This is a genomic window from Spirosoma soli, from assembly GCF_042684525.1.
Lineage (GTDB): Bacteria > Bacteroidota > Bacteroidia > Cytophagales > Spirosomataceae > Spirosoma > Spirosoma soli.
In genome coordinates this window covers 108,273-130,906 of the sequence record NZ_JBHULN010000001.1, presented here as the reverse complement: position 1 = coordinate 130,906, position 22,634 = coordinate 108,273, and the positions used below count along the sequence as shown (strand labels likewise).

Sequence of the window (22,634 nt, the reverse complement as noted above, 5' to 3'; positions counted from 1 at the left end):
TCGCGTATCTCCCTTCCTCCTTGAATCTCTGTGACATAAAAGTTAGAAACTAATAGCTAAACTAGTTGTAAGCGAGGTATTTGTCCGACTAACTGAATTATTTTTAGCTTCAAAGATGGCGTCTTTACTATCAAATACGCGCCCCTCAATCCGGAACAGCGCATTCGGCAAGATTTTGTAATCGTAATTTAGCGAGTATCCCCAGGTCTGGAAGCCATTAGGCGTTCCGGTCCCGATGATGACTCCATTTTTATCGTCGTAATACTCAATCCGGCCAGCCAGGTAGCTGCGGTCACTCGTTGCCAGGCGGGCAATCACAACGGGCGAATACCACACGTAACTACCATTGCCTACACGCCGGTCGCCACTGACAATTGGTTTGCGGTCGGAGCCAATGTCAAAGCCTAACGTTACGCCAAACTTACCCGCTGGGTTGATGATGGCGTAAAAGTTGTTAAAGAAACGTCCCTGCTTGAGCGAATCCGGCCGGTCCGAGCCCAGGAAGGAACTCCAGTTCAGCGTTAGCTTCGACGAGGGGCGGTACTGAACCTGCGTACTAAACGATGGGCCGCTATAGCCGGGTAGTTTGGTGATGCGCTGCCAGCCGTTTAGCACCGAGCCTAATAAAGTCCATTTTCCATTCGATGTATTATAAGTCAGTTTTGCACCGGACAAGTAATAAGGTGAATTTTCGGCCAGAATACTTCGGGTTAACGTCCAGCAATCTTTCGAGATGGCGCTTTCAAAGCCAATGTGCGACGAGAAAATACCCGCATCGAGCCACAGGTCGCGCGTTTTGCTCAGTTTAACCCCGGCATTCGCTTCAAAAATGTTTTTGACTAAGTCCTGTTCAGCGGCATAGTTGTACTGCGGATACGTACCCACTTGAATGGCCAGGTTACCGCGCACCCTTTCGCTTGTATAAGCGGCTTTGACAAACGCTAGATTGATGTTGACCTCCCGATTTCGCTTGTGATTATACAGAAAGCCAGGACGCTCCTGGGCTGTTTTAGGAGCCGTGAAATCGTGTGAATAATACGCTTCGATATAGCCCGATAAGGTTAAGCCCGAAGCGGGCGTAGCAATAGTTGGGGCTTGTGTAGGCGCGGAGGTCGTTGTTGTATCCGTAGTTTGTGCGAACGTAGATGTGATAACACCGGTAAGAAAAGCCGATGTGATAAAAAATTTATTCATGTTTATGGTTTTGTTGTAAATTTCAATTATTCACTATTGGCACCATAGACTTACAGTACCGCGGGTGAAACCCGCTTTTTAAGTCAGCAATCGGGGGTTTCACCCGCGTTCTACTGCTGATCGTTTCGTTTATACCAGAAACCGATAAAGTGTTCATTGGGTCAGGTACTCCGCGATTGGCCCCATAGCCAGTGCAGGAAAGAAACACAGCGCACCAATGATTATAATGACGGCGGTTAATAACAAACCGAATGTGTACGACTCGGTTGGTAACACACCCGCTGTGGGCGGCACAAAGCGTTTTTCAAACAAGATACCCCCAATAGCCAGTGGACCAAGAATCGGAATAAACCGACCAAAGAACATGACCACGGCCGTCGACAGATTCCAGAACGGCGTGTTATCGCCTAACCCCTCAAAGCCAGAGCCGTTGCCAGCCGCCGACGAAACGTATTCGTAAAGCATGGTCGTAAAACCGTGGTAATTTCTGTTGCTTAGCCAGCCAATATCCGGATGAGTATTCTGAATGTATACGGCTATACCAGTAGCGCCCAGATAAAGCAGCGGCAGTATGACAATCACAAACGAGGCAATCTGAATCTCGGGTATGCCCACTTTTTTCCCCAGTAGCTCCGGTGTTCGGCCAATCATCAGACTACCAATAAAAATGGCGATGATGATGTACAGAAACATATACAGAAAGCCCGTACCCACTCCGCCGTAGAATGTATCTAACTGCATCCCCAGCAGCATGAACACTCCCGAAAGGGGGGTATAACTGTCGTGCATGGAGGTGAGCGTACCTGCTGGAATCACAATGTTTACGCCACACCAGAAGGCGGACGCTAACGTACCAAACCGCATTTCTTTTCCTTCCAGGCTCCCTGCCGACTGATTGATGCCCAGTTGACTAATAGCTTCGTTACCGGCCATTTCCTGGCTTATAATCGGAATCGTCAGCGCCAGCCAGCAACCGGTCATGATGGTAAACAGGATGATGCCCAACTTCCGACGGTTCAGAAAGTACCCGACAAAGCAGACAAATGCCATTGGCAGCAGAAACACGTTGATCAGGTTAATGATGTAGCTGACCATATTCGGATTCTCGAATGGGTGCGCAGTGTTTGCCCCAAAAAAACCTCCGCCATTTGAGCCGAGGTGCTTAATGGGCAACATAGCCGCCACGGGTCCCTGGGCCACGGTTTGCTCGACCCCCTGTAATGTTTTTATGACCTGATAAGGAGCAAAATTCATTGGAACCCCCGTAAACAGAAGCAACACCGCTCCTAGGAGCGACAATGGCAAAAACACCCGCGTGATGGACAGAATAAAATCCTGGTAAAAGTTGCCTACGCTTGTGCTGGTATCGCTCTGTAATGACCTAACCACCGCTACACCCACTGCCAGACTTGTTCCTGCCGATACGAATTGTAAGAACGTTACTACGGCCATCTGGGTAAAGTAAGTGGCCCCGCTTTCGCCGGAATAGTGCTGCAAATTCGTACTCGTCAGAAAGCTGATCGCTGTATTCAGCGCCAGCGTCCACTCCATGGAGGGAATTTTGCCCTGATTCCAGACCGGGATACTGGCCTGCACCATCAACAGGATAAGCCCGTAAACCAGCCAGACGCCGTTGATCGTTACCATCGCCCCGGCATATTGTTGCCATGTCATCGGCACTTTGGGATCAATCCCTGTAAGCCGGTAAAGCAAGCGGTCGAGTGGGGCCAGAAAATCCAGCAAACTCGCTTCTCCTTTAAACACATGGCTTAGGTAGCGTCCGCAAAGAATCGCCAATCCTACTGCCAGACCAAAGAGCAGTATTAGCCCAATTATCTCTGTACTCATGTAGTGTTAGTTCCTGAGCCCTGGTGTCCGGCTCAGGAACCGGACACCCGAGTCCGGTTTTTATTTCAGTTCATCCAGCGCTATATTCAGTTTCAGAACGTTTACTTTCGACGGGCCAAAAATGCCCAGCAAAGGTCCTTCAGTATGCTCATCGACTAACTGTTTCAACCGGTCGGCGGGCAGGTTACGCACTTTAGCAATGCGTGCCACCTGAATCTTAGCGGCTTCGGGCGATAGATCAGGGTCTAAACCCGAACCTGAAGCCGTTACCAGTTCAGCCGGAATATCAGCTTTGTTGACGCCTGGGTTATGCACCAGAAACGTATCAATCCGCGCTTGTACCGTTTTCAGGTAATCAGGATTGCTAGGTCCTTTGTTTGACCCGGCTGATCCAGCAGCATTGTAATCGACGGCCGATGGACGGCTATTAAAGTAGCGATCTTCAGTGAAAGCCTGGCCAATGGCTGCATAGCCAACTACTCTGCCTTTAGCTTCTATTTTTACTCCTTCACCACCTCCCGGTGCCAACTTGGCAATACCTGCCACCACAAGCGGATAAATCACGGCGGTTATAATAATCAGGACAAGAGTCAGGCGCAGGGCCGGTCCAATATGAGTTGTCATTGTTTTGTTATGTTTTGTTATTTACCTCACCCCCGGCCCCTCTCCTGTTTTAGGAGAGGGGTGAAGACTCGGTCGTTTTCTAGCTCCTCTCCTGTTTTAGGAGAGGGGTTGGGGTGAGGTCATCTACACAAATAAGCCTACTAGTAAGTCGATTAGTTTGATCCCAATGAAGGGAGCAACCAGACCGCCGAAGCCATAGATGAACAGGTTCCGGCGGAGCAGCGCACTGGCCCCGATGGGCTTGTACTCAACCCCACGTAACGCCAACGGAATCAGCATCGGGATAATGATTGCGTTGAAAATCACCGCTGACAAAATCGCCGATTCGGGACTGTGCAGCCCCATTAGGTTGATCTTCTGCAGCGACGGAATCGACGCCACGAACAAAGCCGGAACAATGGCAAAGTATTTGGCTACGTCGTTAGCAATTGAGAACGTTGTCAGCGTACCACGAGTGATCAGCAACTGCTTACCAATTTCGACCACCTCAATCAGTTTGGTTGGGTCATTATCCAAATCCACCATGTTACCGGCTTCTTTTGCGGCTTGTGTCCCCGAGTTCATGGCTACCCCTACGTCAGCCTGGGCCAGTGCGGGGGCATCGTTGGTACCGTCGCCCATCATAGCTACCAGCTTACCGCTCTGCTGCTCGTGCCGGATGTAGTTCATTTTATCCTCTGGCTTCGCTTCGGCGATAAAATCATCCACCCCTGCTTTGCCCGCAATAAACTTCGCTGTCAAGGGGTTGTCGCCCGTGACCATCACCGTTTTTACGCCCATCTTACGCAGACGATCAAACCGTTCCGAGATGCCGGGCTTAATGATATCCTGTAGCTCAATAACCCCCTTAACCTGCTCGTTTTCGGCTACGACCAGGGGCGTACCGCCATTGGCCGCGATTTTGTTAGCCTGCTCAGTTACCGATTCAGGAAAGGAATTGCCCGCCCGCGTTACGATGTTTCGGATCGAGTCGGTTGCCCCTTTTCGGATGCGAATTACGTCCATCGCCTGTTCGCTGATAACCTGACCATCTATGGCCCGACTCTTTGAACTGCCTCGAATCGGCAGGTCGATACCGCTCGAACGCGTTTCAGCCGTAAACTTAATCAGTGTGGCACCAGTCGTTGAAAGGTTACGCGTAACATCCGTACCAGCTAATTCAACAATGGATTTTCCTTCTGGTGTCTCGTCGGCCAACGAACTCAGCGCACTCGCCCGAATCATATCGGCCTGGTTGACGCCCGGAGCCGGGTAGAAGTTAGTTGCCTTCCGATTGCCAATCGTGATCGTACCCGTTTTGTCCAGCAGCAAGGTGTCAATATCACCCGCCGTTTCGACCGCCCGACCTGATTTTGCAATGACGTTGGCCCGTAAAGCGCGGTCCATACCGGCAATACCGATGGCTGACAGCAGCCCACCAATGGTCGTCGGAATCAGACAAACGAAAAGCGATATCAAAGCCGCAATCGTGATCGGCGTGTTAGCATACGTAGCGAACGGTTGTAAGGCCACACATACGATGATGAATATTAGGGTGAAACCGGCCAGCAAAATGGTCAGCGCAATCTCATTCGGTGTTTTCTGACGACTGGCTCCTTCAACGAGTGCAATCATTTTGTCGAGAAACGATTCACCAGGTTGGGTCGTTACCAACACTTTGATCTTGTCCGACAAGACTTTCGTACCACCCGTCACCGAAGACCGGTCACCACCGGCTTCGCGAATTACCGGCGCCGATTCGCCCGTAATGGCCGACTCGTCAATGGTTGCCAGGCCTTCAATGATTTCGCCGTCGGTCGGGATGATGTCGCCCGTTTCGCAAACGAACACATCGCCTTTTTTGAGTTGCGATGAGGGAATCGTTTGTATCTCGTCCAGGGTGTAATTGCCTACCGGACGGATGACCTTTGCCGGGGTTTCCTGCCGCGTTTTGCGTAACGATTCGGCCTGTGCTTTACCCCGCGCTTCGGCAATAGCCTCGGCGAAATTGGCGAACAGAATCGTCACCAATAAAATGAGTGTAATCGTGATATTATATCCCAGGCTCCCCTGCGATGTATCACCCGACAGCGCGATGTAGATCGTCACCAGCAGCATAATCACCGTGCCGATTTCAACCGTAAACATCACTGGGTTCTTAATTAGGACAGCCGGGTTGAGTTTCGTGAATGATTCTTTTATTGCTGTTCCCACCAGTTCACCCTGGAACAGAGATGGGGATTGTTGCTTTGCCATTTTTGGTATCTTTGAAAAAATGTTATTTGTTATGACCGTACAGCAAGCTGCTATTGAATTAGCTGTTCAGCAGATTGGCTTTAAATCCGTTTATGACTTTGCTGCTCAGAAACTGAGAGATTCTTTACTAGAAGAAATTAAGGTCAGTTTAGACGCCATTGACGTTTTCGAGCGCAAGTATGGCATGAACTATGAGCAGTTTAAGAATCAATTTTTTTCGCTTAAGACGTTTGACCTTTTCGAGCGCGAAGATGATAGCATGGATTGGTCAGCGGAGATAGCTCAACTGCGTATCCTCGAAAAGCGCTTGGCTCAACTACTCCCTTCCAATGCAGCTTCCTGACCTTACGCTGTATCTGGAAATGATTTCCGGCCAAGAAGTTATCCAAGTCAAGCAACGCCCTGATCTGTTTCATTTTAGATTGAAGGTTACACTTATCAATGGCACTATCTTACATGTTCGAGAAAACCATCTCCCGGTGCTTGAATGGCATGAATACTCCTATCAATGGCAAACCGCAGACAATGTGTTAATAGCTCGTTGGGATAATGCTCACGAACGCCATACGCAATCTGTTCCACCCCACCATCAGCACGTCGGCTCCGAAGAAAATGTACTGCCTTCAGAACCTATGACACTGGAGAAAGTCCTCCAACACATCAGTCGACAACTCGCTACTTCAAACTGAAATACTCCGCTAGCGGACCCAAAGCCAGGGCTGGGAAGAACGATAATGCCGTGATAATGATAATGACGGCGAAGGTCATCAGCCCAAAAGTTCCGTTATCGGTGGGCAGCGTTCCCGATGATTCGGGTACGTATTTCTTCTGAGCGAGCAGACCCGCAATAGCCACCGGACCGATGATCGGAATGAAACGGCCCAGAATCATGACAAGACCCGTCGAGAAATTCCAGAAGAAGTTATTGTCGCCCAGTCCTTCAAAGCCGGAACCATTGTTGGCGTTGGATGACGTGAACTCGTACAACATCTCCGAAAAACCGTGGAAGCCGGGGTTGTTCAACCACGCTGAGGGTTTTACTGCCCAATCCGCATCGCCATACGTAACGAACAAATAAGCTGCCAGAGCCGTACCGCCTTTTGCCAGTAACGTGCTGAGCAGCGCTACCAGTGAGGCAATCTTGATTTCGCGGGCTTCTACCTTGCGTCCGAAAAATTCTGGCGTCCGCCCAACCATCAGGCCCGAAATAAATACGGCAATGATCAGGTAATAGTAGTAGTTCAGAAAGCCGACCCCGCAGCCGCCGTAGAAGGCGTTGGTCATCATACCCAGCAGTTCCATGGTGCCCGAAAGTGCCATCGAGCTATCGTGCATGGAGTTGACCGAACCCGTTGAGATAATTGTCGTGACGATGCTCCAATAGGCTGAGGCCAGCGGACCAAATCGCACTTCTTTGCCTTCCATGGCCCCGGTTGGTTGCGAAACGCCCAGCTGAGCAATCGCCGGGTTACCATGCACTTCTGTGACAAGAGTCGGAATCAGCAGACAGAGCATCCCGATGGTCATTACACCGTACACCACCCAGGTAAACTTGCGCCGATTAATCAGGAATCCTAAGGCAAACAGCATGGCGATTGGGAGAAGCACCTGCGCGATCATCTCAACCATGTTGGTCAGGTAGTTCGGGTTTTCCAGTGGGTGCGCTGAGTTAGCGCCAAACCAGCCACCCCCGTTGGTGCCCAGGTGCTTAATGGCAATCATGCCGGCCGCCGGTCCACGCGACACGCCCACCGTGTCTCCCTGCATGGTGATAACCGTGTCCTTGCCATCGAAGCTGGCCGGCGAACCGTTAAACGCCAGAATAATCGCAATGACCAAGCTAAATGGCAGCAAAATACGCGTTAGCGATTTGACGAAAAACACGTAGAAATTGCCTGATTGGTCTGTGGTTTGGGGTAAAAAAGACCGAACAATCAACACCAGCGAAGCAATACCCGTAGCCGCCGACACAAACTGCAGGAACGTAACAACACCCAACTGTGTGAGGTAGGTCAGCCCCGATTCGCCCGAGTAGTGTTGCAGGTTACAGTTGACCATAAAGCTGATGGCCGTATTGAACGCCAGATCTGCCGTTTGCGACGGGTTACCGTCCGGATTCAGCGGAAGGCTTCCCTGCGTCATCAGCAGGATAAACGCGTATACGAACCAGACGAGGTTGATGGTTAATAAAGCCACCAGGTTCTCTTTCCAGTGCATGTCGCGGTTAGGGTCAACGCCCCCAATGCGGTAAATAAGTCGCTCCAGCGGAGCCATAAAGTCGAATGCATTTGGCTCATTCTTAAATACTTTGGCAATGAACCTGCCCAGTGGGATGGCCAGCAGCACCGTTAGGACGTACATTACAACAACGCCCAGAAATTCAGTAGTCATGATTTGTTTAGTGAGACGTCCGCCAGTATGCCGGACCGTGGGTAGTTAAAATTTCTCTGGCCTAATCAACACGTACAGCATGTAGGCGAATACCAGCAGGGAGACGATAAACAGAAGCGTTAGCATAGTTAGTAGTTAAATTTTCTCGAACCACTCAATGGCTTTGTAGAAAACGGCGAAGCAAAGAAGAGCCGAGACAATTAGAAGCAGGACAGTACCCATGCGAAGATTTGGTTGTAAGTGTTTGTCAGATCACTCTATGCCAAGAAGTATTCCAATCGTTGCTTTATAAGTTTATTTGTCCGTAAATTGCTTTATATCAGCGCTATAAATTGTAAAATACTTTAGTTTCATAGAAACCCAAAAAGCCAACCCTTCCATTTTGGTAGGGTTGGCTTTCCATTATGGTAAGCTGACGAGAAATTAACTGGTCGGCTGTTTCAACTTAGAAGGTACGCGTTCCAGCCGAATTGATTTTGGGGTGGCTAGCACCAGCGGAACGTCTTCGACCACCACATTACTTGTGTCTAATCCATACGCTGCCTGCGCCGATAAGGCAATATTCTTCAGTAAGAAATACCCTTTCATGATCAGCTGCTGGCCAATGGGCAAGTCGTTTTCGTAGGACAGAAAACTACGGAACAGCACAAACCTAAAGTCGCCTGGTACGCGATGCGTTTGTAGCGATCGATAACGGCTATCAATGCTTATTTCACTGTTTCTCACCATGTCTTCAACCACAATCCGGAACAGGAAGTTAATACGTGGTTCAACGCGGAAGCCCAGATAAAACGTTACGAAATAAGCGTCTTCGTGCGCCAGTGTATCTACCTTGTAGCGCATGACATAAGGTTCGTCTTCCACGCAAACGTGAATGAACCAGTACATTTCGGCTCGTTTCGGAGCACGATTCAGGATGGAATACAGTGTTTCCGATTCAATGGTCCGGTAGTCGTTAGCTCGGGTTAAGTAGACCAGATGCGTTGCAAACTTGGGTATGTCCAGATCATTGCTTAGCTGCTTGAGAATAGGCAGGTTATCAGGTAAGGAATCATAACGGGTAAGTTGCGCTTTAATGGCCTCGCCCCGCTGCCAGAACAGCATCAAAGCCATGAGCATCAGTCCGAGTGTTACGGATATCCAGCCACCTTCTTCAAACTTAACCAGGTTAGCCGACAGAAAGGTGGTTTCAACGGCCAGGAACACGCCCGTAGTCAATATGGTGAGTAGGGGAGAAAATCGTTTCACGCGTAGGTAAGTACTCATCAGAATAGTAGACATCAGCATCGTGAGCGTAACGGCCAGGCCAAAGGCGGCTTCCATATTTTTCGACTCTCGAAAGTGAAGCACAATCAGAATACAACCGACCATTAGCCCCCAGTTGATAAAAGGTACGTAGAGCTGCCCCTGCACATTGGTTGGGTACACCACTCGCTGCCGTGGCCATAAATCGAGCCGCATAGCCTCGCCTACCAACGTAAAGGCGCCACTAATGAGGGCCTGGCTGGCAATAATCGTCGCCAGGGTAGCTAATCCAATGCTGAATACTAAGATAGAAGCCGGTACAATGTGGTAGAACGGACTGGTTTCATCTAAGCGCTGCCCAACGTGTTGCATGAGCCAGGCCGATTGACCGGCATAAGAAAGTATCAACGTCAGCTTAACGTAAATCCAGCTAACGCGGATATTACCCCGGCCACAGTGCCCCATGTCAGAGTAGAGCGCTTCGGCCCCGGTTGTACAGAGAAACACACCACCTAGCAACCAGAAACCACCCGGATACTGGGTTAGCAGCCGGGCAGCCCAGACAGGATTAACGGCTTTTAGAACCCCCGGATTATGCAGCAGGGCGAGGAAACCAATGATGCCGATAAACGTAAACCATACCAGCATGATAGGACCAAACAATCGTCCCAGCCATTGTGTCCCGAACTGCTGACTGATAAATAAAGCAATCAGAATGGCAATTACGATTGGAACTGTATCCAGATCAGGTTTGAAAATAAGCAGGCCTTCGATGGCCGATGAAACCGAAATAGGTGGAGTAATCAATCCGTCGGCCAACAGGAATGAGCCGCCAATGATGGCTGGGTACATCAACCAGCGTCCCGTAAACCGCCGAACTAATGTGTAAAGCGAGAAAATGCCACCCTCGCCATTATTATCTGCCCGTAGCGTAATGATTACATATTTAATGGTTGTCTGAAGCGTGAGCGTCCAGAACACACAGGATAATGTCCCAAGAATCAGGGTTTCTGACAAATCTTTGCCGCGCATGACCGCCGACAACGTATACAAAGGAGAAGTGCCAATATCGCCAAAGACGATCCCAATGGCCACTAGTAGACCTTGTGCGGAGACTTTATTGAGCGAAGAGTGTGTAGACATGGGCAAACTAATGAATGACTAGCTGTAGGTTGAAAATGATGCTTTTAGATAGGCTTGACGAGGGCATTTTGACAAGATGAACAGGATTTAGGATTTACAGGATTGTGTTAAGTTATCTAATCCTGTAAATCCTGTCGGAAATCAAGTTAGTGCGTCCATCTCACCTAGTTTACGGTATAAACTTGTTAAACCAATGCCTAACAACCGGGCGGCTTCTGTTTTATTGCCGTTTGTGTGCCGTAATACCCGTCGGATATGTTGTCGCTCCACAGTTTCCAAATCCAGGGCGGTTTCATCAGCAACGGTGAGGCCATGCTGCGTAACTCCCCAGGCCGGATCGTAAGGTAAAAGATCAGGAGTTAATTCCGGCGAATCGGCCAGAATTACGGCACGCTCGATGATATTTTTCAATTCACGAATATTACCCTTCCAGGGATTCTGCTGAAGTTTCTGCACGAAGGCAGGGCTGAGTCGAATATCACGTTTACCAATCTTGGCCGCATCCTGCCGGGCAAATTGCTCGGCTAAGTCAGGGATGTCGTCGCGTCGGTCGCGTAGGGGAGGAAGCTCAATCTTAAATACCGATAAGCGGTAATATAAATCCAACCGAAAATGACCGGCATTGGCTTCTTGTTCGAGGCCCCGGTTGGTAGCAGCAACTACCCGAACATCTGTTTTGGTGGGTTTAGTATCGCCAACGCGCAAAAATTCGTGCGTTTCCAATACACGTAACAGCTTGGCCTGTAAGTCTAGCGGCATTTCGCCAATCTCGTCCAGAAAAATGGTGCCCTTATCAGCTTCCGCAAACAGCCCTTTCTGGTCGCGATTGGCGCCGGTAAAGGCACCGGCGCGGTGACCGAATAGTTCGCTTTCGAGAATGTCTTTTCCTAGTGCCCCACAATTGATTGCGACAAACGGGCCCTGCTGCCGTCGACTAGCCTGATGAATGGCCTGGGCAAATACTTCTTTACCCGTACCGGTTTCGCCTGTCAGCAACACGGTCGTATCGGTTACCGCGACTTTACGGGCCAGGTCAATGGCTTGCTGAATGGCTTTTGATTTACCCACAATGCGTTCAAACCCATACCGCCGACTCACCTGCTCTTCGAGCTGCTTAATCCGGAATTGTAAGTTCGCTTTCTCGACGGCGCGGCTGACTAGGGGAATTATTTTATCATTGTCATCGCCCTTCGTGATGTAGTCAAACGCCCCGTTTTTAATGGCAGAAACTCCATCGGCAATCGTGCCGTAAGCAGTCAGGACAATCACTTCCGTAGCTGGGTAAAGTTGTTTAATCTGCCCCGAGAGGTCAATACCGTTTTTATCGGGCAGTTTAACGTCGCTGATCACCAGCTGAACCTCCTCTCGTTCGAGTGTTTTCAAGCCAGCGCGGGCTGTTTCGGCTTCCAGGACTGTGTACCCTTCTAACTGAAGAATGCGAGCCAGCAACTGGCGGAGTCGGGGTTCGTCATCAATAAGGAGGATCGTAGCGGGCATTAGTGCAGCAATGGAGTAAGTACATGGTCAAAAATAGTCAGGTATTGTCATGAATTGGTCATGATCAGTAAGACTGTTGACCATTTCATGACTATTTTTGACTACGTACTTAAAAACAAACAATGCGTGACCGGTTAGCCACGCATTGTTTGTTCAATCGGTTTATGCTTATTATGACTGAGCTGCCTGCTGGTTAACACCTTGAGTGGCAATCATAGTCAGTTTTTCGTCTGTTGACTTTTCTTCTTTCAATGTTTGCTCAAATAGGTCAGCGGCCTGGTTTTGGCCTGCTTGCTGAGCCAGCGTCCGGGCTGTGCCATAGGCGGCAATTTCATAGTGTTCCATCTTCTGGGCTGCACCAATAATGGCGGCATCGGCTAGCTGGCCATCTTCCAGCTGAGATAGCAAATCCTGGGCTTCTTCAATTAAACCTTGCATAGCCATACAGGTTTCTCCTTCTGGATCGATGCCCATTTGCTGCGCAATCTGCTCCAGCCGTTGTACCTGCTGCTCGGTTTCGCGCTGATGCGTTTCAAAGGCCTGGCGTAGTTGCTCGTTTTGCACGCGTTGGGCCAATTGTGGCATAGCTTCAAGCGCTTGTTGCTCAGCAGAGTACAGATCCTGGATCGTGTGCTCCATGAATTCTTCCATTGTTTTCATAACAATGCTATGGTTTTATTGGGTTTTTATTTAGTCTATAGATTAATAGACTTTCGTAAGTTTAACCCAAGGAAGAAATCCATTGTTTAGAAAAATTTGATGAAACCGATGATGTGGGCGTAAAAAAATCGGTCGCTCAAATGCAGACGAGCGACCGATCAAAAATCGTGAGGTGTGGATGGAAGATAACAAGACAAATTTCCCTCCTGATTACAGAAAGCGCAATACCCAGATTTGGGTATATTTAGTAATATGGCAGCTTAAATACCCATTTCAATGGCAAAACGAACCAACTCGGCTACCGTATTAATACCTAGCTTGGCGTGTATGTTCTTACGGTGTGTATCAACAGTGTAAGGGCTTAAGCTTACCTTCTTAGCAATTTGTGTGCTGCTGAGCCCCTCTTTAATGTAGCGTATGATCTCGACTTCCCGGGGCGATAGTTTATACTTTTTAAGAAACAGATCGTCGGCATGATTATCGAACTGCTTAGTGTCGGCGAGTTTGGGGTCGAAATAGAAGTGGCCGCGCGCTACTTCCCGAATGGCCGTTAACAGCTCGTCTTTAGTAGAGGTCTTAAGCATATATCCTGCGGCTCCGGCTTTCTTGAAATCATCAATGTACCGTTGCTCACCGTACATACTTAAGGCCAATATACGTTGCGTAGGATACTGCTCGATGACTTGCCGAGTGAGTTCAAGACCATCAACTTCGGGCATGTTGAAATCGACGATAAGTATATCGGGACGAAGCTGGTAAACGGCCTCAAGGGCTTCGCGGCTGTTGTAAACCTGACCAACAATCGTTAAATCGGGTGCATCGGCAAGCATGGATTCCAACCCATCGTTAAACAGTCGGTGATCGTCGACAATAAGGACTTTAATGGGACTGGGGCGGTGTGGAATCATACGGGACGTCGAGCATAACCGTATAGCTTTCCGCGTTGCTATCAGTAGTCAACGTGGCACGGAGATATTCTGCCCTGTAAGTTATATTTTTTTGACCTATTCCGGCTGACACTTGCTCAGAAAAGGGCGAGCTTTCTTTCTCTTTATGTAATGGTGTTTCTACTAAAATACTGATTTGACGCTCATAGTATCCTACTTGTACAATCGCTATTCCCGGTCCGCCATGCTTCAAAGCATTTTGAATCAATTCGGCAATGATCCGGTATGTAACTAACTCACGCTCGGGCTTCAGGCGATGCACATGACCAAATATTATGAACTCAAACCGGGTTGGCGAGGTTCGGTTAACTCGTTCGACGAGTTGAGCGACTACATCAGGAAGGGCATACTTTTCAAATTCAACGGGCATCAGGTCGTGAGTAATGCTTCGAAGATCGTTGCCTGCTTTGTTAATCAGCGCATACGCCTTTGCTACCTCCGGCAGTTCAACGCCAGGCGGTTTTCGTTCTTCGGCCAGTTCGAGTGCGCCCTTAGCGGCTGCCAATGTGTTACCTACGTCGTCGTGCAGGTCTCGCGCAATGCGCTGACGTTCGTTTTCCTGCGTTGCCAAGGTGTTCTGTAACAGCCTGCGCTGCCGATTTAGCTTCTGGCGGTTATAAGCGCGGACCCAAAAGAAAACGCTACTGGCTACCATCAATAAGCAGAGCATCCAAAACCACCATTGCTGCCAAAAAGGAGGACGTATATATATTGTCAACCGAGTGATAGGGGTAAGTTGACCCCGGGCGTCTATGGCCCGAGCTTGGAATGTGTAGTTACCAGGCGACAGATCCGGGTAGCGAATCGTATAGCTGCCATCTGCAAGATTGACCCAGTTCTGGTCAATGCCAGACATTTGATATAAAAGCTGATTTTTACCGTTGCTAAAGTAGTCTAAAGCAGCGAGCTCGATTGAGATTGTGCGTTGTTCATGCGTAAGGGCTACCGTACCCGTTTCGCCCACGAAGCCATCAGCCTGGTAAGGTTTGTCATTTACTCGAAAATCTACGATGCGTATCGGTACGTTAGCACGATACATGTCTAGCTTCTCAGGCACAAATCGATCTAAACCGTGTACCCCGCCAAAGTAAAACGTACCATCAGAGGCAATCAGCGACGCCTGGCTGTTGTACTCGCGGCCTTTTGTAGATACTACAGGACTGAACTTCTCTTCGGACGGAAGAAATTTTGTCAGTCCGTTGTTCGTACTTAGCCAGAAGCTCCCACGTTTATCCACTAACATACCATAAATGACGTCATCAGGCAACCCGTCGCGGACGGTATAGGTACGGAGGGTACGTCGTCGTTTGGCATCGAAGCGTATCAAGCCCCGATCTGTACAAAGCCATAAACACCCGCGTGCCGCATCAGCTGTAATCTGCATGATGTTATGACCGGGTAGAGTAACATACAATGGGTTGAGCTGACCCTTTTCGTAGCGGTAAATAACCAGATCCTGATCGCGTCGGCCAGCATACACTAGATTCGTTGCGGCATCGAAGTAGAGTGCACCGAAATACGTACCACCGGAGTCAGTTCTGCTGATTGGCCTTAGTTCTGAATCGAGTACAAACAGACCCCCGTAGGTTGCCTCAATAAACTTCCCGTCGGGTAATTCAGAGATGCCTCGGCCATACCGACAGTCTTCGTCGTGGCACCGCTCATTGGGTACCTGCACAAACCGGTCCTGAGCAGGTTCGTAGCGGAGTATTCCCAACAGATTAGCAACCAGCAAACGGCCGTTGCGGGTTTGAATAATGTGCCGCACGTTACCCTCGCTCGTAACACCCTGTTCGGCCGTATAGGCCCGCATGAGGCCAGTCGTCGGGTCGAGTCGCCGAATGCCACCGTCCGACGTTCCAATCCAGATGTGCCCTTGCTGGTCCTCACACAATCCACGAATAGGATGGTTGTTAAGGTCAGTAACGTCGACTGGGTTGTCGGGCATTGTTTGGATCGTATAAACATCAGGGTAGATAATAGCAACGCCGAATGGGTCATCATTCACCCAAACCAAGTCTTGATCATCAATGTAAACGGCTGAGACCTGGTTAGTTAACAGGGCGGTTTGAGTTACAGACCCAGGGGTGATTTCGCGTACTATTTTCATCCCGGCTGGGTCGTATAACCAAACACCTCTTCCCTGTGCCGCCAACCACCATCGCCCTTTAGAATCTTCGTCCATGCTGACAAAACGGTAGTTCTTGCTATCGGGTCGGAGAGGATGGTGTCGCACAAGCCGGAATATATTGGCATCAAATTCAAAAATGCCTTGCGGGCCAACAAGACAATAATGATCCGTGTGCAGTCCGGCTCTTCGGCAGTGATGAATCGAATGAAACTTGTACGATTTGGCAATTCGCACCCTGGCAGGAGCGTCAACAGGCTGGTCACCTGGCTGACCTGTCAGGAAGGTTGACAGTTTTTTTGTTTGATAATTGTACTGAGCAAAACCTGTTGGTAACAGAAACGTGAGCGTTTGTCGGCCGGGCTGATGCTCAATCCACTCAGTGGCGATGCTGAATTTAGGTCTGACGGAAGGATTAATACTTGTTTTGCGCCCGGTACGATAGTTTAGTTTCATAATGCCCTCTGCGCTGCTCGCGTACCATACTGTCGAATCATCAGCGAAGAAAGGCTCCTGAAGCGCGTACTTTCGCCGACCCTGACTATCAATAGGGTAATAACGTTTGAATGAGTTAGTTCGGCGGACGTATCGACTCAGGCATTCTTCGGTGCCAACCCAGAGATCGCCATTGGGTGTCTCAACTATCCCTCGGACTTCACCTTTGCCTATGCTGGTTGTATCAGTATCATTAAAGCGGTAATTGGTAAATCGTGCGCCATCAAAACGATTTAAACCGTTCTGGCTGCTGATCCAGACGAACCCCCGTGAATCTTTATGAATGTAAAAGCAAGAGCCCTGCGATAAGCCGTCCCGAGTGGTCAGGTGGCGGATTTGGAAAGAAGGCTGCGCCCAGCCCACATTTGCAAAGAATAACAAACTTATAATCAGGCAGCGCATGGCAACGTCATGGGGTGGAATCTTGACCTAAAGCTACTTCAGAAACCAGGTTCAATAAATACCTAATTCAGGGTATTTGAGTCGAAGCTTGTGCCAGATAGCTCAGATACGTTTGCCTTGCTATTTGAGTAGATTAACCAGGATAACCAAATAATCCAGTAGTTTTGACTTAAACGCTACAAATGCTGTTTGAAACTATTAGGCCAGAAAGCAGGGCCAAGCTTTTCTCTGCAATGAACAATCTTGTTGTTAAGTTGTCATATCGTGACGGGTGGGCTTACGATTCAAGTCTTATCCCGAAGCTATCAATCAATTATAATCAATACGCATAGCCAGAATTTGGCGAACCATTCAATGAAGCAAAATATTGTTAAAGCCCGGCTCAAAAACAGCCAGCCCGTTCTAGGCGTCCTTTCCAACAGTTCTGATCCGACCGTTGCCGAACTTTGCGGATTTTCGGGGCTAGATTTCTATATGATTGATGGTGAGCATAGTCCTGTAACAACGGCACAAGTACAGGACATTGTCCGGGCTTGCGAAGTAAGCGGTATTACACCCTTGGCCCGGGTGCGCAGCAACGACCCTAAACTAATCCTTCAGTTTCTGGATTCGGGTGTCATGGGTATTATGATGCCAGGCGTTAAAAACGCTGCGGAGGTCGATGCACTGGTAAAGGCTGTAAAATACCCGCCCGTAGGAGTGCGGGGTTTTGCTCCGGTACGATCCGTCGATTATTTGTTAGGAGCCATGAATCAGGGTGAATACGTGGATTTCGCCAATGACCAAATACTGGTGTTACCTCAAATCGAAGATCAGGAAGCCATCGACAATCTCGATGAGATGATGGCCGTAGAAGGTGTTGATGGCTTCGTTATTGGCCCACGTGACTTGGCTATGTCCATGGGTTATTACGATGGACCGGGGCATGACGAAGTAAAACGAACCATTGCGGGAGTTGTTGACCGAATCCGGAAAGCTGGTTTGGTGGTTGGCACTACTGCTGCTACCGGTGATCAAGCTAAAGCGCTCGTGGACCGGGGAGTATTATTTTGCTTGAATTCGTTTGCGGGTTTATTAAAATCAGCCGCCACTGACTTTATGAAAGGAAGGCAGTAGACCCATGTGGTGATTTATGACCATAGGTTGGATTTAGAAACGTAAATAACAGGAAGACGACGGTTGGTTTCAATGAAGCAGACTTACTAAAATTTAGCGCATCTGCTAATAATAATGAACGTATTGCAACCTTTTATCAATCACATGACTCTCCTGATTATGACGATAGCAGCGTTTGGACTGTATTTAGTGTTTGGGAGAAATGAATTGAACGTCAGACCTGGTGAAACTTACCTGTGATCGTCTGCATTATTCGCAATGCTGTAATCAGTAATAGGCTACTTTCGGATGACAAAGCGTAAGGGCAAAGGCCGTGCTTTTTCGAAGACAAAACGTCACGCATGTTTTAACTATTACAGTTGCAGAAGCAAAAGGCGACGTAATACTTGTAGAAACGTAGCCAGTTTTGAACCTCCGGTCGAGGAAATAGGAGAACGTCAGCTCTGGCATGCGGAATAGTTCGCCAGCATTATAGGTATTGTTCAACAAAAACCGAGTGCAGTTGAACAGACTATCGAACAAAACCAAGCGATCGATGAAACTGTGGAAGAATTAAAGAAAAACTAGCAACCTTTCATTTGTTTGGTTGTAGAAGAGGTAATTGTTTTTTAATCACATTATAATGACTATTATTGACCACCAATGATGAGTTTTATCTTCTCCGGTCACAATTAGCATTTTTTCTATGCCATTACTAGGTAGAAAGTCTTTGTAGTTAATAAGTCATGGATTTTGCATGGAAATTGCTGATTTTCTGTGATGTTTGAGCGCTGAGATGAAAAAGGTTTGTAAAAAAAAATGAAATGATGAATTGACTTTTACAATTCCCGCTTAACATTGCAGAAAAAAAGGAGTTATAAGGTCATTGTTCACCAAAATGAATGATCAGGCGCTTAGCGATACTGGCAAGTTTATAGGGACGAACCAACTGACAAATGGTCAACTTTCAACACTTTTCTAAATGACTTTAAATTAAAGTTTAAATGAGAATAGAAAAGAAAATAACCACTAACACATGTCAGAGCCATTGGTAGGTTCCTATGGCATAGAGAGTTGGCTAAGAAATAGGAAAAATCCATCGTTTAGGTGGATAGACCGTTCCCTAAGTTTCCTAATCAGCATTTGGGAGAATAAAAGTTTAGTTAGAAACATTGCGTCAAATTAACTCAATAAGTATGCGAACATTTATCCAACAACACCCTATGCGGATGCTGGCTGGACTCGTGTTGCTAAGTTTTGCAATACCTTCTGTAAGCCTTGCTCAACAGGCTGACACGGTCCGGCGGGACGCGGTCCAACCCGCCACAGGTCAACAAAGCCCGGCTACGACCACGCCCAGAAGGGAGGACCCTCGTGAGAATATTTACCGTTTGGGTAAAGGAGTTTACACCGACACGTTACGTCGAGACGAGTTCAAGGCACAGGCAAGTGATGTTGCCGAGCTCGATGACTGCGACACTACCTTCCAAACATTCATTCTGGTCCGGCGTCTGTCACCATGGCGTATCGGGCTGTATGCCGGGCCAAACTTCGCGTATTGCGGTACTTGGGAAAACACGTTTGGTCCTAACCGGCGCGACAACACTTTGTATAACGGCGCTGGCTTTAACATTACCGGTAACGTTGATTATTATCTGACGCCCAACACTCGTCGACTCCGCTTCGGCTTAGGGACGGCTTTCGGCTATCAGAACTATATCACACGTGGTATCTACCGCGATTACTTATATGGTCTGGCCGCAGCACAAGGTGTAGGTCGCGATCAGGTAACGATTCGCCAGCGGGCTTCGGAAGATATGTTCCTGACAGTTGGTCCGGTGCTGCAATTTACCCTCGCTCGCAGCCGTCGTAATCCCGAAGCTGCTACGTTTATCGAGTTAGGTCTACGCGGAGGCTTGTTCCGGACGGAGGCTGCCACGATTGCCGCCTTTATTCCGCAACAGTTCACCGGTCAGCCTAACGGCCCACTCGTAGAAGGTGGCCAACTGCTTCGTACGGTTAATCCAAGTTACAGACTGTATCATCCGGGTGGCTTGCTCTCACTGGGCGTTTTCTTCCCGCTCCGCAATAACTGGAACATTGGCGTACAGGCGCAGGGCTTTTACACTCAGTTGAATTACATCATCGTCAACGGAAGAGAAGACCAGTTGTATGAATTTAAGCGGAAACACGGTGGTTTCAACGCTGGTTTAGCCGTTCGTAAAGGATTCGTTCAGAAGAAGTTGATCCCAAAAACACCAACGGTCTGCCCAACTTGCGACTCTATTCCTGAATTACGTGTTCAGTTCAACGGCGCATCACTCAAAGGAGCATCGCTGTCTTACGTTGACAGCACAAATGCTCAGCAGTCGGCTCCGGTTAATACCGCAGCAACGGCTCCAGTTATCAGCTGGCGCAGCACGACTCCGAACCCGAAGAACGAAACCTTCACGGCTCGTTTATACTATCGCGCGGATTCAGTGTCTACTGGCGCTGCCACTGGCGCTACCAGCACGACGGGTGCTAACGGAGGAGACTTAGTTATTGCGCAGTTGGAGAACACAACGGACACAACGTTAACTTTCCCCGCAGCTTATTTCTCAGGTGGTCAGATTACGCCTGGTTTCTATTACGTAACGGTCCACAACCGGCAAACGGCTAAGTGTGGCTCTTGTATGAGTGAAGTGGCTACAACGAGCTTCGCCAGCATTCGCCCAAGAAGCACAGTTGTTGAGTGCGAATACCGTCACCGCTTGGAGCGCCTGGAGGTTTACTACCGCACGCCATACACACGTGAGATTGCTAATGTCTGCTACTGTAACGGAACAATCACGTCGGTTGGCGACACAGTTACTCGCCTACGCTACCGCGGTCTGAACCGTCGTCTGGCTACGAGCGCAGTTGAATTCGATACAAACACAGTTATCCTGAACCTACGTGATCTGCCAGGTGGCTTAGCTCAACAGCTGCAAGCTGAAAAAGCTAAGATCGAAAGCGGCAACGCCGTTCGTTACAGAGGTCGTCGGGTACGTCCGCAAGTGCAGTACTTCCGCGCGGTATTCACGGTTACGAAACTGCCATGCAACGGTCAGCCTGAACAGCCAGTTGGAAGCTTCAACACGACGATTAGCGACAACAGCTACTCGATCACTGACCTGAAGCCGCTAACTGATGCTCAGAAAACAAAACTGCTGGCTCCGCCTGCACCAGTGAAGAAGAGAGCACCACGTCGTCGGGCTGGTAACAGCGGCCGTCGGTCAGATGCGATGTTCGGTGTAGAATAAGAGGCAAGCTTATAAACACAAAAAACCGGAAGCCAACGCTTCCGGTTTTTTGTGTTTATAAGCCTTATATGAATAACGTTTAGTAGCCTCTTCAAGGCTTATAAGTGTTCTCCTGAAGCTCATAGTCGATTATCTACACTTAGAACCGACTAGTAAGGCTCGACTGTGCTTGAGGCTATTTACTTGATTGACACGACTAGTCGGTACGTGGATTGATGGACAATTCACTGCTGGTTGACGACTATAAGTGTTAAGTACTGTAAAACTACATCCAAGAGCGTTAGTTGCTAGGCTAAACCAAGAAACGGGTAACAGGTCTAATCAACCTTGTTCCCCGTTTCTTGTCTCAATAGTTATGTAAGTGATAAAACGTGTTAACCCTTAACAATAGTAAACGAAGCAATGCCTTCATATGATTTCACTCGTTCAGACCGGGCGCCCTTTGGTTTGGCAAAAACGTATAAGGTAGAATTTCCGCGCTGAGTAACGGGAACTGTCAAGTGATAGGTTTCTCCAGAACGCTGGATGTTCACTGGAATATGAGTCGCTGTAGAACCACCAACCCGGCTCAACGAACACATAAACTCGACATCTTTATCATTTTGGAGCGTTAACGTTAGCACATTGCCCCCGCTTTGAAGTAACCCATTTTTGGGAAAGTCCTCGTTGAAGCCTAATCGAAAATAGGCATCATATAATTTAGGAAACCGATCGAACTGGGTTTTGCTTATAGGCGAGTGGAGCAGTTGCCAGCGCGGGTCAGACGGGAGGTGGTTAGCCGCAAAAGCCACCGGTTCTGTTAAAAAGTAGAAATCGTTCGGCATGAGCTCGCCATCTGGGCCTTTTTTTGCCGTTGTCTGAGCCCAGGCGATGTCGAGCAAATACCAGTCGCCATCAAGCTTTATCGCATTCCACTCGTGGTCTATGCGCTGAATTGGCAAACCTGCTTCGCTGTCATTGGTGCGAGAATACCCTTTTATGTTGGCTACTTCAATACCCGCTCGATCTAACAAATGCTTGTAGAGCAAAGCAAAACCAGTGCAAACAGCCCTACGACTACGTAACACCCGATTAGCATATTCAACCTCCGACGAGTAACGCTGGCCACTATAAGCCGATTCGTCGTACCGAACGTGCGATGTAATCCAGCTATATACTGAGCGAGCCTTAGCCAGTTCTGAGCGAGCAGGGGATGTTAGATAATCACTTAGTGTATTTAAACTACGAGTGGCCGATTCTGGAGTGGCGCGGGCGTAGGCATCAATTGTGCTATAGTCAATCTCGACATATTTCGATGGCCGCGGAATGTCGGTGTTAAAGGCGACCGGATACCGTCCAGTCAATCCCAATCGGGAGGGAAACGTCAGAGCAGTACTAAAAAAGAAGACAAAAAGGGCCAGAGACACGATCCCTAGCTGGGGCCAAATTGTGTAGTTTCGCATTCTT

Annotated in this window: 16 protein-coding genes; 4 read left to right on the top strand and 12 right to left on the bottom strand. The window is 48.7% G+C overall.

Annotated features, from left to right (window positions below; translation table 11 throughout):
- Nucleotides 1–42: 42 nt before the first annotated feature.
- The 4 genes from ACFSUS_RS00515 to kdpB all read right to left on the bottom strand — a co-directional run bounded on the left by ACFSUS_RS00515 (nucleotide 43) and on the right by kdpB (nucleotide 5,901).
- Complete coding sequence (locus ACFSUS_RS00515) at nucleotides 43–1,194, bottom strand: porin (RefSeq protein WP_381517555.1); 1,152 nt, start codon at nucleotides 1,192–1,194, stop codon at nucleotides 43–45.
- 153 nt (nucleotides 1,195–1,347) lie between these two features.
- Nucleotides 1,348–3,042, bottom strand: coding sequence for a potassium-transporting ATPase subunit KdpA (gene kdpA, locus ACFSUS_RS00510; protein WP_381517553.1), 1,695 nt, complete (start codon nucleotides 3,040–3,042; stop codon nucleotides 1,348–1,350).
- Between the two features lie 60 nt (nucleotides 3,043–3,102).
- Nucleotides 3,103–3,666, bottom strand: coding sequence for a K(+)-transporting ATPase subunit C (locus ACFSUS_RS00505; RefSeq protein ID WP_381517550.1), 564 nt, complete (start codon nucleotides 3,664–3,666; stop codon nucleotides 3,103–3,105).
- A 123-nt stretch (nucleotides 3,667–3,789) separates the two neighbouring features.
- Nucleotides 3,790–5,901: a potassium-transporting ATPase subunit KdpB gene (gene kdpB / locus ACFSUS_RS00500; RefSeq protein ID WP_381517547.1), complete on the bottom strand. Its 2,112-nt coding sequence runs from the start codon at nucleotides 5,899–5,901 to the stop codon at nucleotides 3,790–3,792.
- Between the two features lie 31 nt (nucleotides 5,902–5,932).
- Between kdpB and ACFSUS_RS00495 the strand changes: the two genes are divergently transcribed.
- Together ACFSUS_RS00495 and ACFSUS_RS00490 are read left to right on the top strand one after the other, a co-directional pair.
- Nucleotides 5,933–6,244 (top strand): hypothetical protein, encoded by a 312-nt coding sequence (locus tag ACFSUS_RS00495; RefSeq protein WP_381517544.1) that lies wholly within the window; start codon nucleotides 5,933–5,935, stop codon nucleotides 6,242–6,244.
- Nucleotides 6,231–6,590 (top strand): toxin-antitoxin system TumE family protein, encoded by a 360-nt coding sequence (locus ACFSUS_RS00490; protein WP_381517541.1) that lies wholly within the window; start codon nucleotides 6,231–6,233, stop codon nucleotides 6,588–6,590. Before ACFSUS_RS00495 ends, ACFSUS_RS00490 begins: the two co-directional genes overlap by 14 nt.
- Here the strand turns inward: ACFSUS_RS00490 and kdpA (ACFSUS_RS00485) are convergent.
- The 7 genes from kdpA (ACFSUS_RS00485) to ACFSUS_RS00455 all read right to left on the bottom strand — a co-directional run bounded on the left by kdpA (ACFSUS_RS00485) (nucleotide 6,577) and on the right by ACFSUS_RS00455 (nucleotide 16,809).
- Entirely contained in the window at nucleotides 6,577–8,292 is a 1,716-nt protein-coding gene (gene kdpA, locus ACFSUS_RS00485; RefSeq protein ID WP_381517539.1) for a potassium-transporting ATPase subunit KdpA, read from the bottom strand. The genes ACFSUS_RS00490 and kdpA (ACFSUS_RS00485) overlap by 14 nt on opposite strands.
- 45 nt (nucleotides 8,293–8,337) lie before the next feature.
- Nucleotides 8,338–8,418, bottom strand: coding sequence for a potassium-transporting ATPase subunit F (locus ACFSUS_RS00480; protein WP_381519141.1), 81 nt, complete (start codon nucleotides 8,416–8,418; stop codon nucleotides 8,338–8,340).
- A gap of 297 nt (nucleotides 8,419–8,715) precedes the next feature.
- Nucleotides 8,716–10,680, bottom strand: a complete 1,965-nt coding sequence (locus ACFSUS_RS00475; RefSeq protein WP_381517536.1) for a KUP/HAK/KT family potassium transporter — start codon at nucleotides 10,678–10,680, stop codon at nucleotides 8,716–8,718.
- A 141-nt stretch (nucleotides 10,681–10,821) separates the two neighbouring features.
- Nucleotides 10,822–12,177 carry a sigma-54-dependent transcriptional regulator gene (locus ACFSUS_RS00470; RefSeq protein WP_381517534.1) on the bottom strand — a complete coding sequence of 452 codons (1,356 nt, stop codon included), beginning with the start codon at nucleotides 12,175–12,177 and terminating at the stop codon, nucleotides 10,822–10,824.
- 171 nt (nucleotides 12,178–12,348) lie between these two features.
- Entirely contained in the window at nucleotides 12,349–12,837 is a 489-nt protein-coding gene (locus tag ACFSUS_RS00465) for a ferritin-like domain-containing protein (protein WP_381517532.1), read from the bottom strand.
- 260 nt (nucleotides 12,838–13,097) lie between these two features.
- Nucleotides 13,098–13,745 carry a response regulator gene (locus ACFSUS_RS00460; RefSeq protein WP_381517529.1) on the bottom strand — a complete coding sequence of 216 codons (648 nt, stop codon included), beginning with the start codon at nucleotides 13,743–13,745 and terminating at the stop codon, nucleotides 13,098–13,100.
- Nucleotides 13,717–16,809 carry a ligand-binding sensor domain-containing protein gene (locus ACFSUS_RS00455; protein WP_381517527.1) on the bottom strand — a complete coding sequence of 1,031 codons (3,093 nt, stop codon included), beginning with the start codon at nucleotides 16,807–16,809 and terminating at the stop codon, nucleotides 13,717–13,719. Before ACFSUS_RS00455 ends, ACFSUS_RS00460 begins: the two co-directional genes overlap by 29 nt.
- A gap of 354 nt (nucleotides 16,810–17,163) precedes the next feature.
- Between ACFSUS_RS00455 and ACFSUS_RS00450 the strand changes: the two genes are divergently transcribed.
- The gene (locus tag ACFSUS_RS00450) at nucleotides 17,164–17,925 is read left to right on the top strand and encodes an HpcH/HpaI aldolase family protein (RefSeq protein WP_381517524.1); all 762 of its coding nucleotides are present in this window, start codon (nucleotides 17,164–17,166) and stop codon (nucleotides 17,923–17,925) included.
- A 1,208-nt stretch (nucleotides 17,926–19,133) separates the two neighbouring features.
- Nucleotides 19,134–21,188: a hypothetical protein gene (locus tag ACFSUS_RS00445; protein WP_381519138.1), complete on the top strand. Its 2,055-nt coding sequence runs from the start codon at nucleotides 19,134–19,136 to the stop codon at nucleotides 21,186–21,188.
- A 374-nt stretch (nucleotides 21,189–21,562) separates the two neighbouring features.
- Here ACFSUS_RS00445 and ACFSUS_RS00440 read toward each other — a convergent pair whose 3' ends face one another.
- Nucleotides 21,563–22,630, bottom strand: a complete 1,068-nt coding sequence (locus ACFSUS_RS00440; protein ID WP_381517522.1) for a transglutaminase domain-containing protein — start codon at nucleotides 22,628–22,630, stop codon at nucleotides 21,563–21,565.
- Between the last annotated feature and the right edge of the window lie 4 nt (nucleotides 22,631–22,634).

Excerpts from the sequence above, each read along its gene's own strand:
- ACFSUS_RS00515 (WP_381517555.1), bottom strand. The coding sequence starts at position 1,194 with ATGAATAAATTTTTTATCACATCGGCTTTTCTTACCGGTGTTATCACA.
- kdpA (WP_381517553.1), bottom strand. The coding sequence starts at position 3,042 with ATGAGTACAGAGATAATTGGGCTAATACTGCTCTTTGGTCTGGCAGTA.
- ACFSUS_RS00505 (WP_381517550.1), bottom strand. The coding sequence starts at position 3,666 with ATGACAACTCATATTGGACCGGCCCTGCGCCTGACTCTTGTCCTGATT.
- kdpB (WP_381517547.1), bottom strand. The coding sequence starts at position 5,901 with ATGGCAAAGCAACAATCCCCATCTCTGTTCCAGGGTGAACTGGTGGGA.
- ACFSUS_RS00495 (WP_381517544.1), top strand. The coding sequence starts at position 5,933 with ATGACCGTACAGCAAGCTGCTATTGAATTAGCTGTTCAGCAGATTGGC.
- ACFSUS_RS00490 (WP_381517541.1), top strand. The coding sequence starts at position 6,231 with ATGCAGCTTCCTGACCTTACGCTGTATCTGGAAATGATTTCCGGCCAA.
- kdpA (WP_381517539.1), bottom strand. The coding sequence starts at position 8,292 with ATGACTACTGAATTTCTGGGCGTTGTTGTAATGTACGTCCTAACGGTG.
- ACFSUS_RS00480 (WP_381519141.1), bottom strand. The coding sequence starts at position 8,418 with ATGCTAACGCTTCTGTTTATCGTCTCCCTGCTGGTATTCGCCTACATG.
- ACFSUS_RS00475 (WP_381517536.1), bottom strand. The coding sequence starts at position 10,680 with ATGTCTACACACTCTTCGCTCAATAAAGTCTCCGCACAAGGTCTACTA.
- ACFSUS_RS00470 (WP_381517534.1), bottom strand. The coding sequence starts at position 12,177 with ATGCCCGCTACGATCCTCCTTATTGATGACGAACCCCGACTCCGCCAG.
- ACFSUS_RS00465 (WP_381517532.1), bottom strand. The coding sequence starts at position 12,837 with ATGAAAACAATGGAAGAATTCATGGAGCACACGATCCAGGATCTGTAC.
- ACFSUS_RS00460 (WP_381517529.1), bottom strand. The coding sequence starts at position 13,745 with ATGATTCCACACCGCCCCAGTCCCATTAAAGTCCTTATTGTCGACGAT.
- ACFSUS_RS00455 (WP_381517527.1), bottom strand. The coding sequence starts at position 16,809 with ATGCGCTGCCTGATTATAAGTTTGTTATTCTTTGCAAATGTGGGCTGG.
- ACFSUS_RS00450 (WP_381517524.1), top strand. The coding sequence starts at position 17,164 with ATGAAGCAAAATATTGTTAAAGCCCGGCTCAAAAACAGCCAGCCCGTT.
- ACFSUS_RS00445 (WP_381519138.1), top strand. The coding sequence starts at position 19,134 with ATGCTGGCTGGACTCGTGTTGCTAAGTTTTGCAATACCTTCTGTAAGC.
- ACFSUS_RS00440 (WP_381517522.1), bottom strand. The coding sequence starts at position 22,630 with ATGCGAAACTACACAATTTGGCCCCAGCTAGGGATCGTGTCTCTGGCC.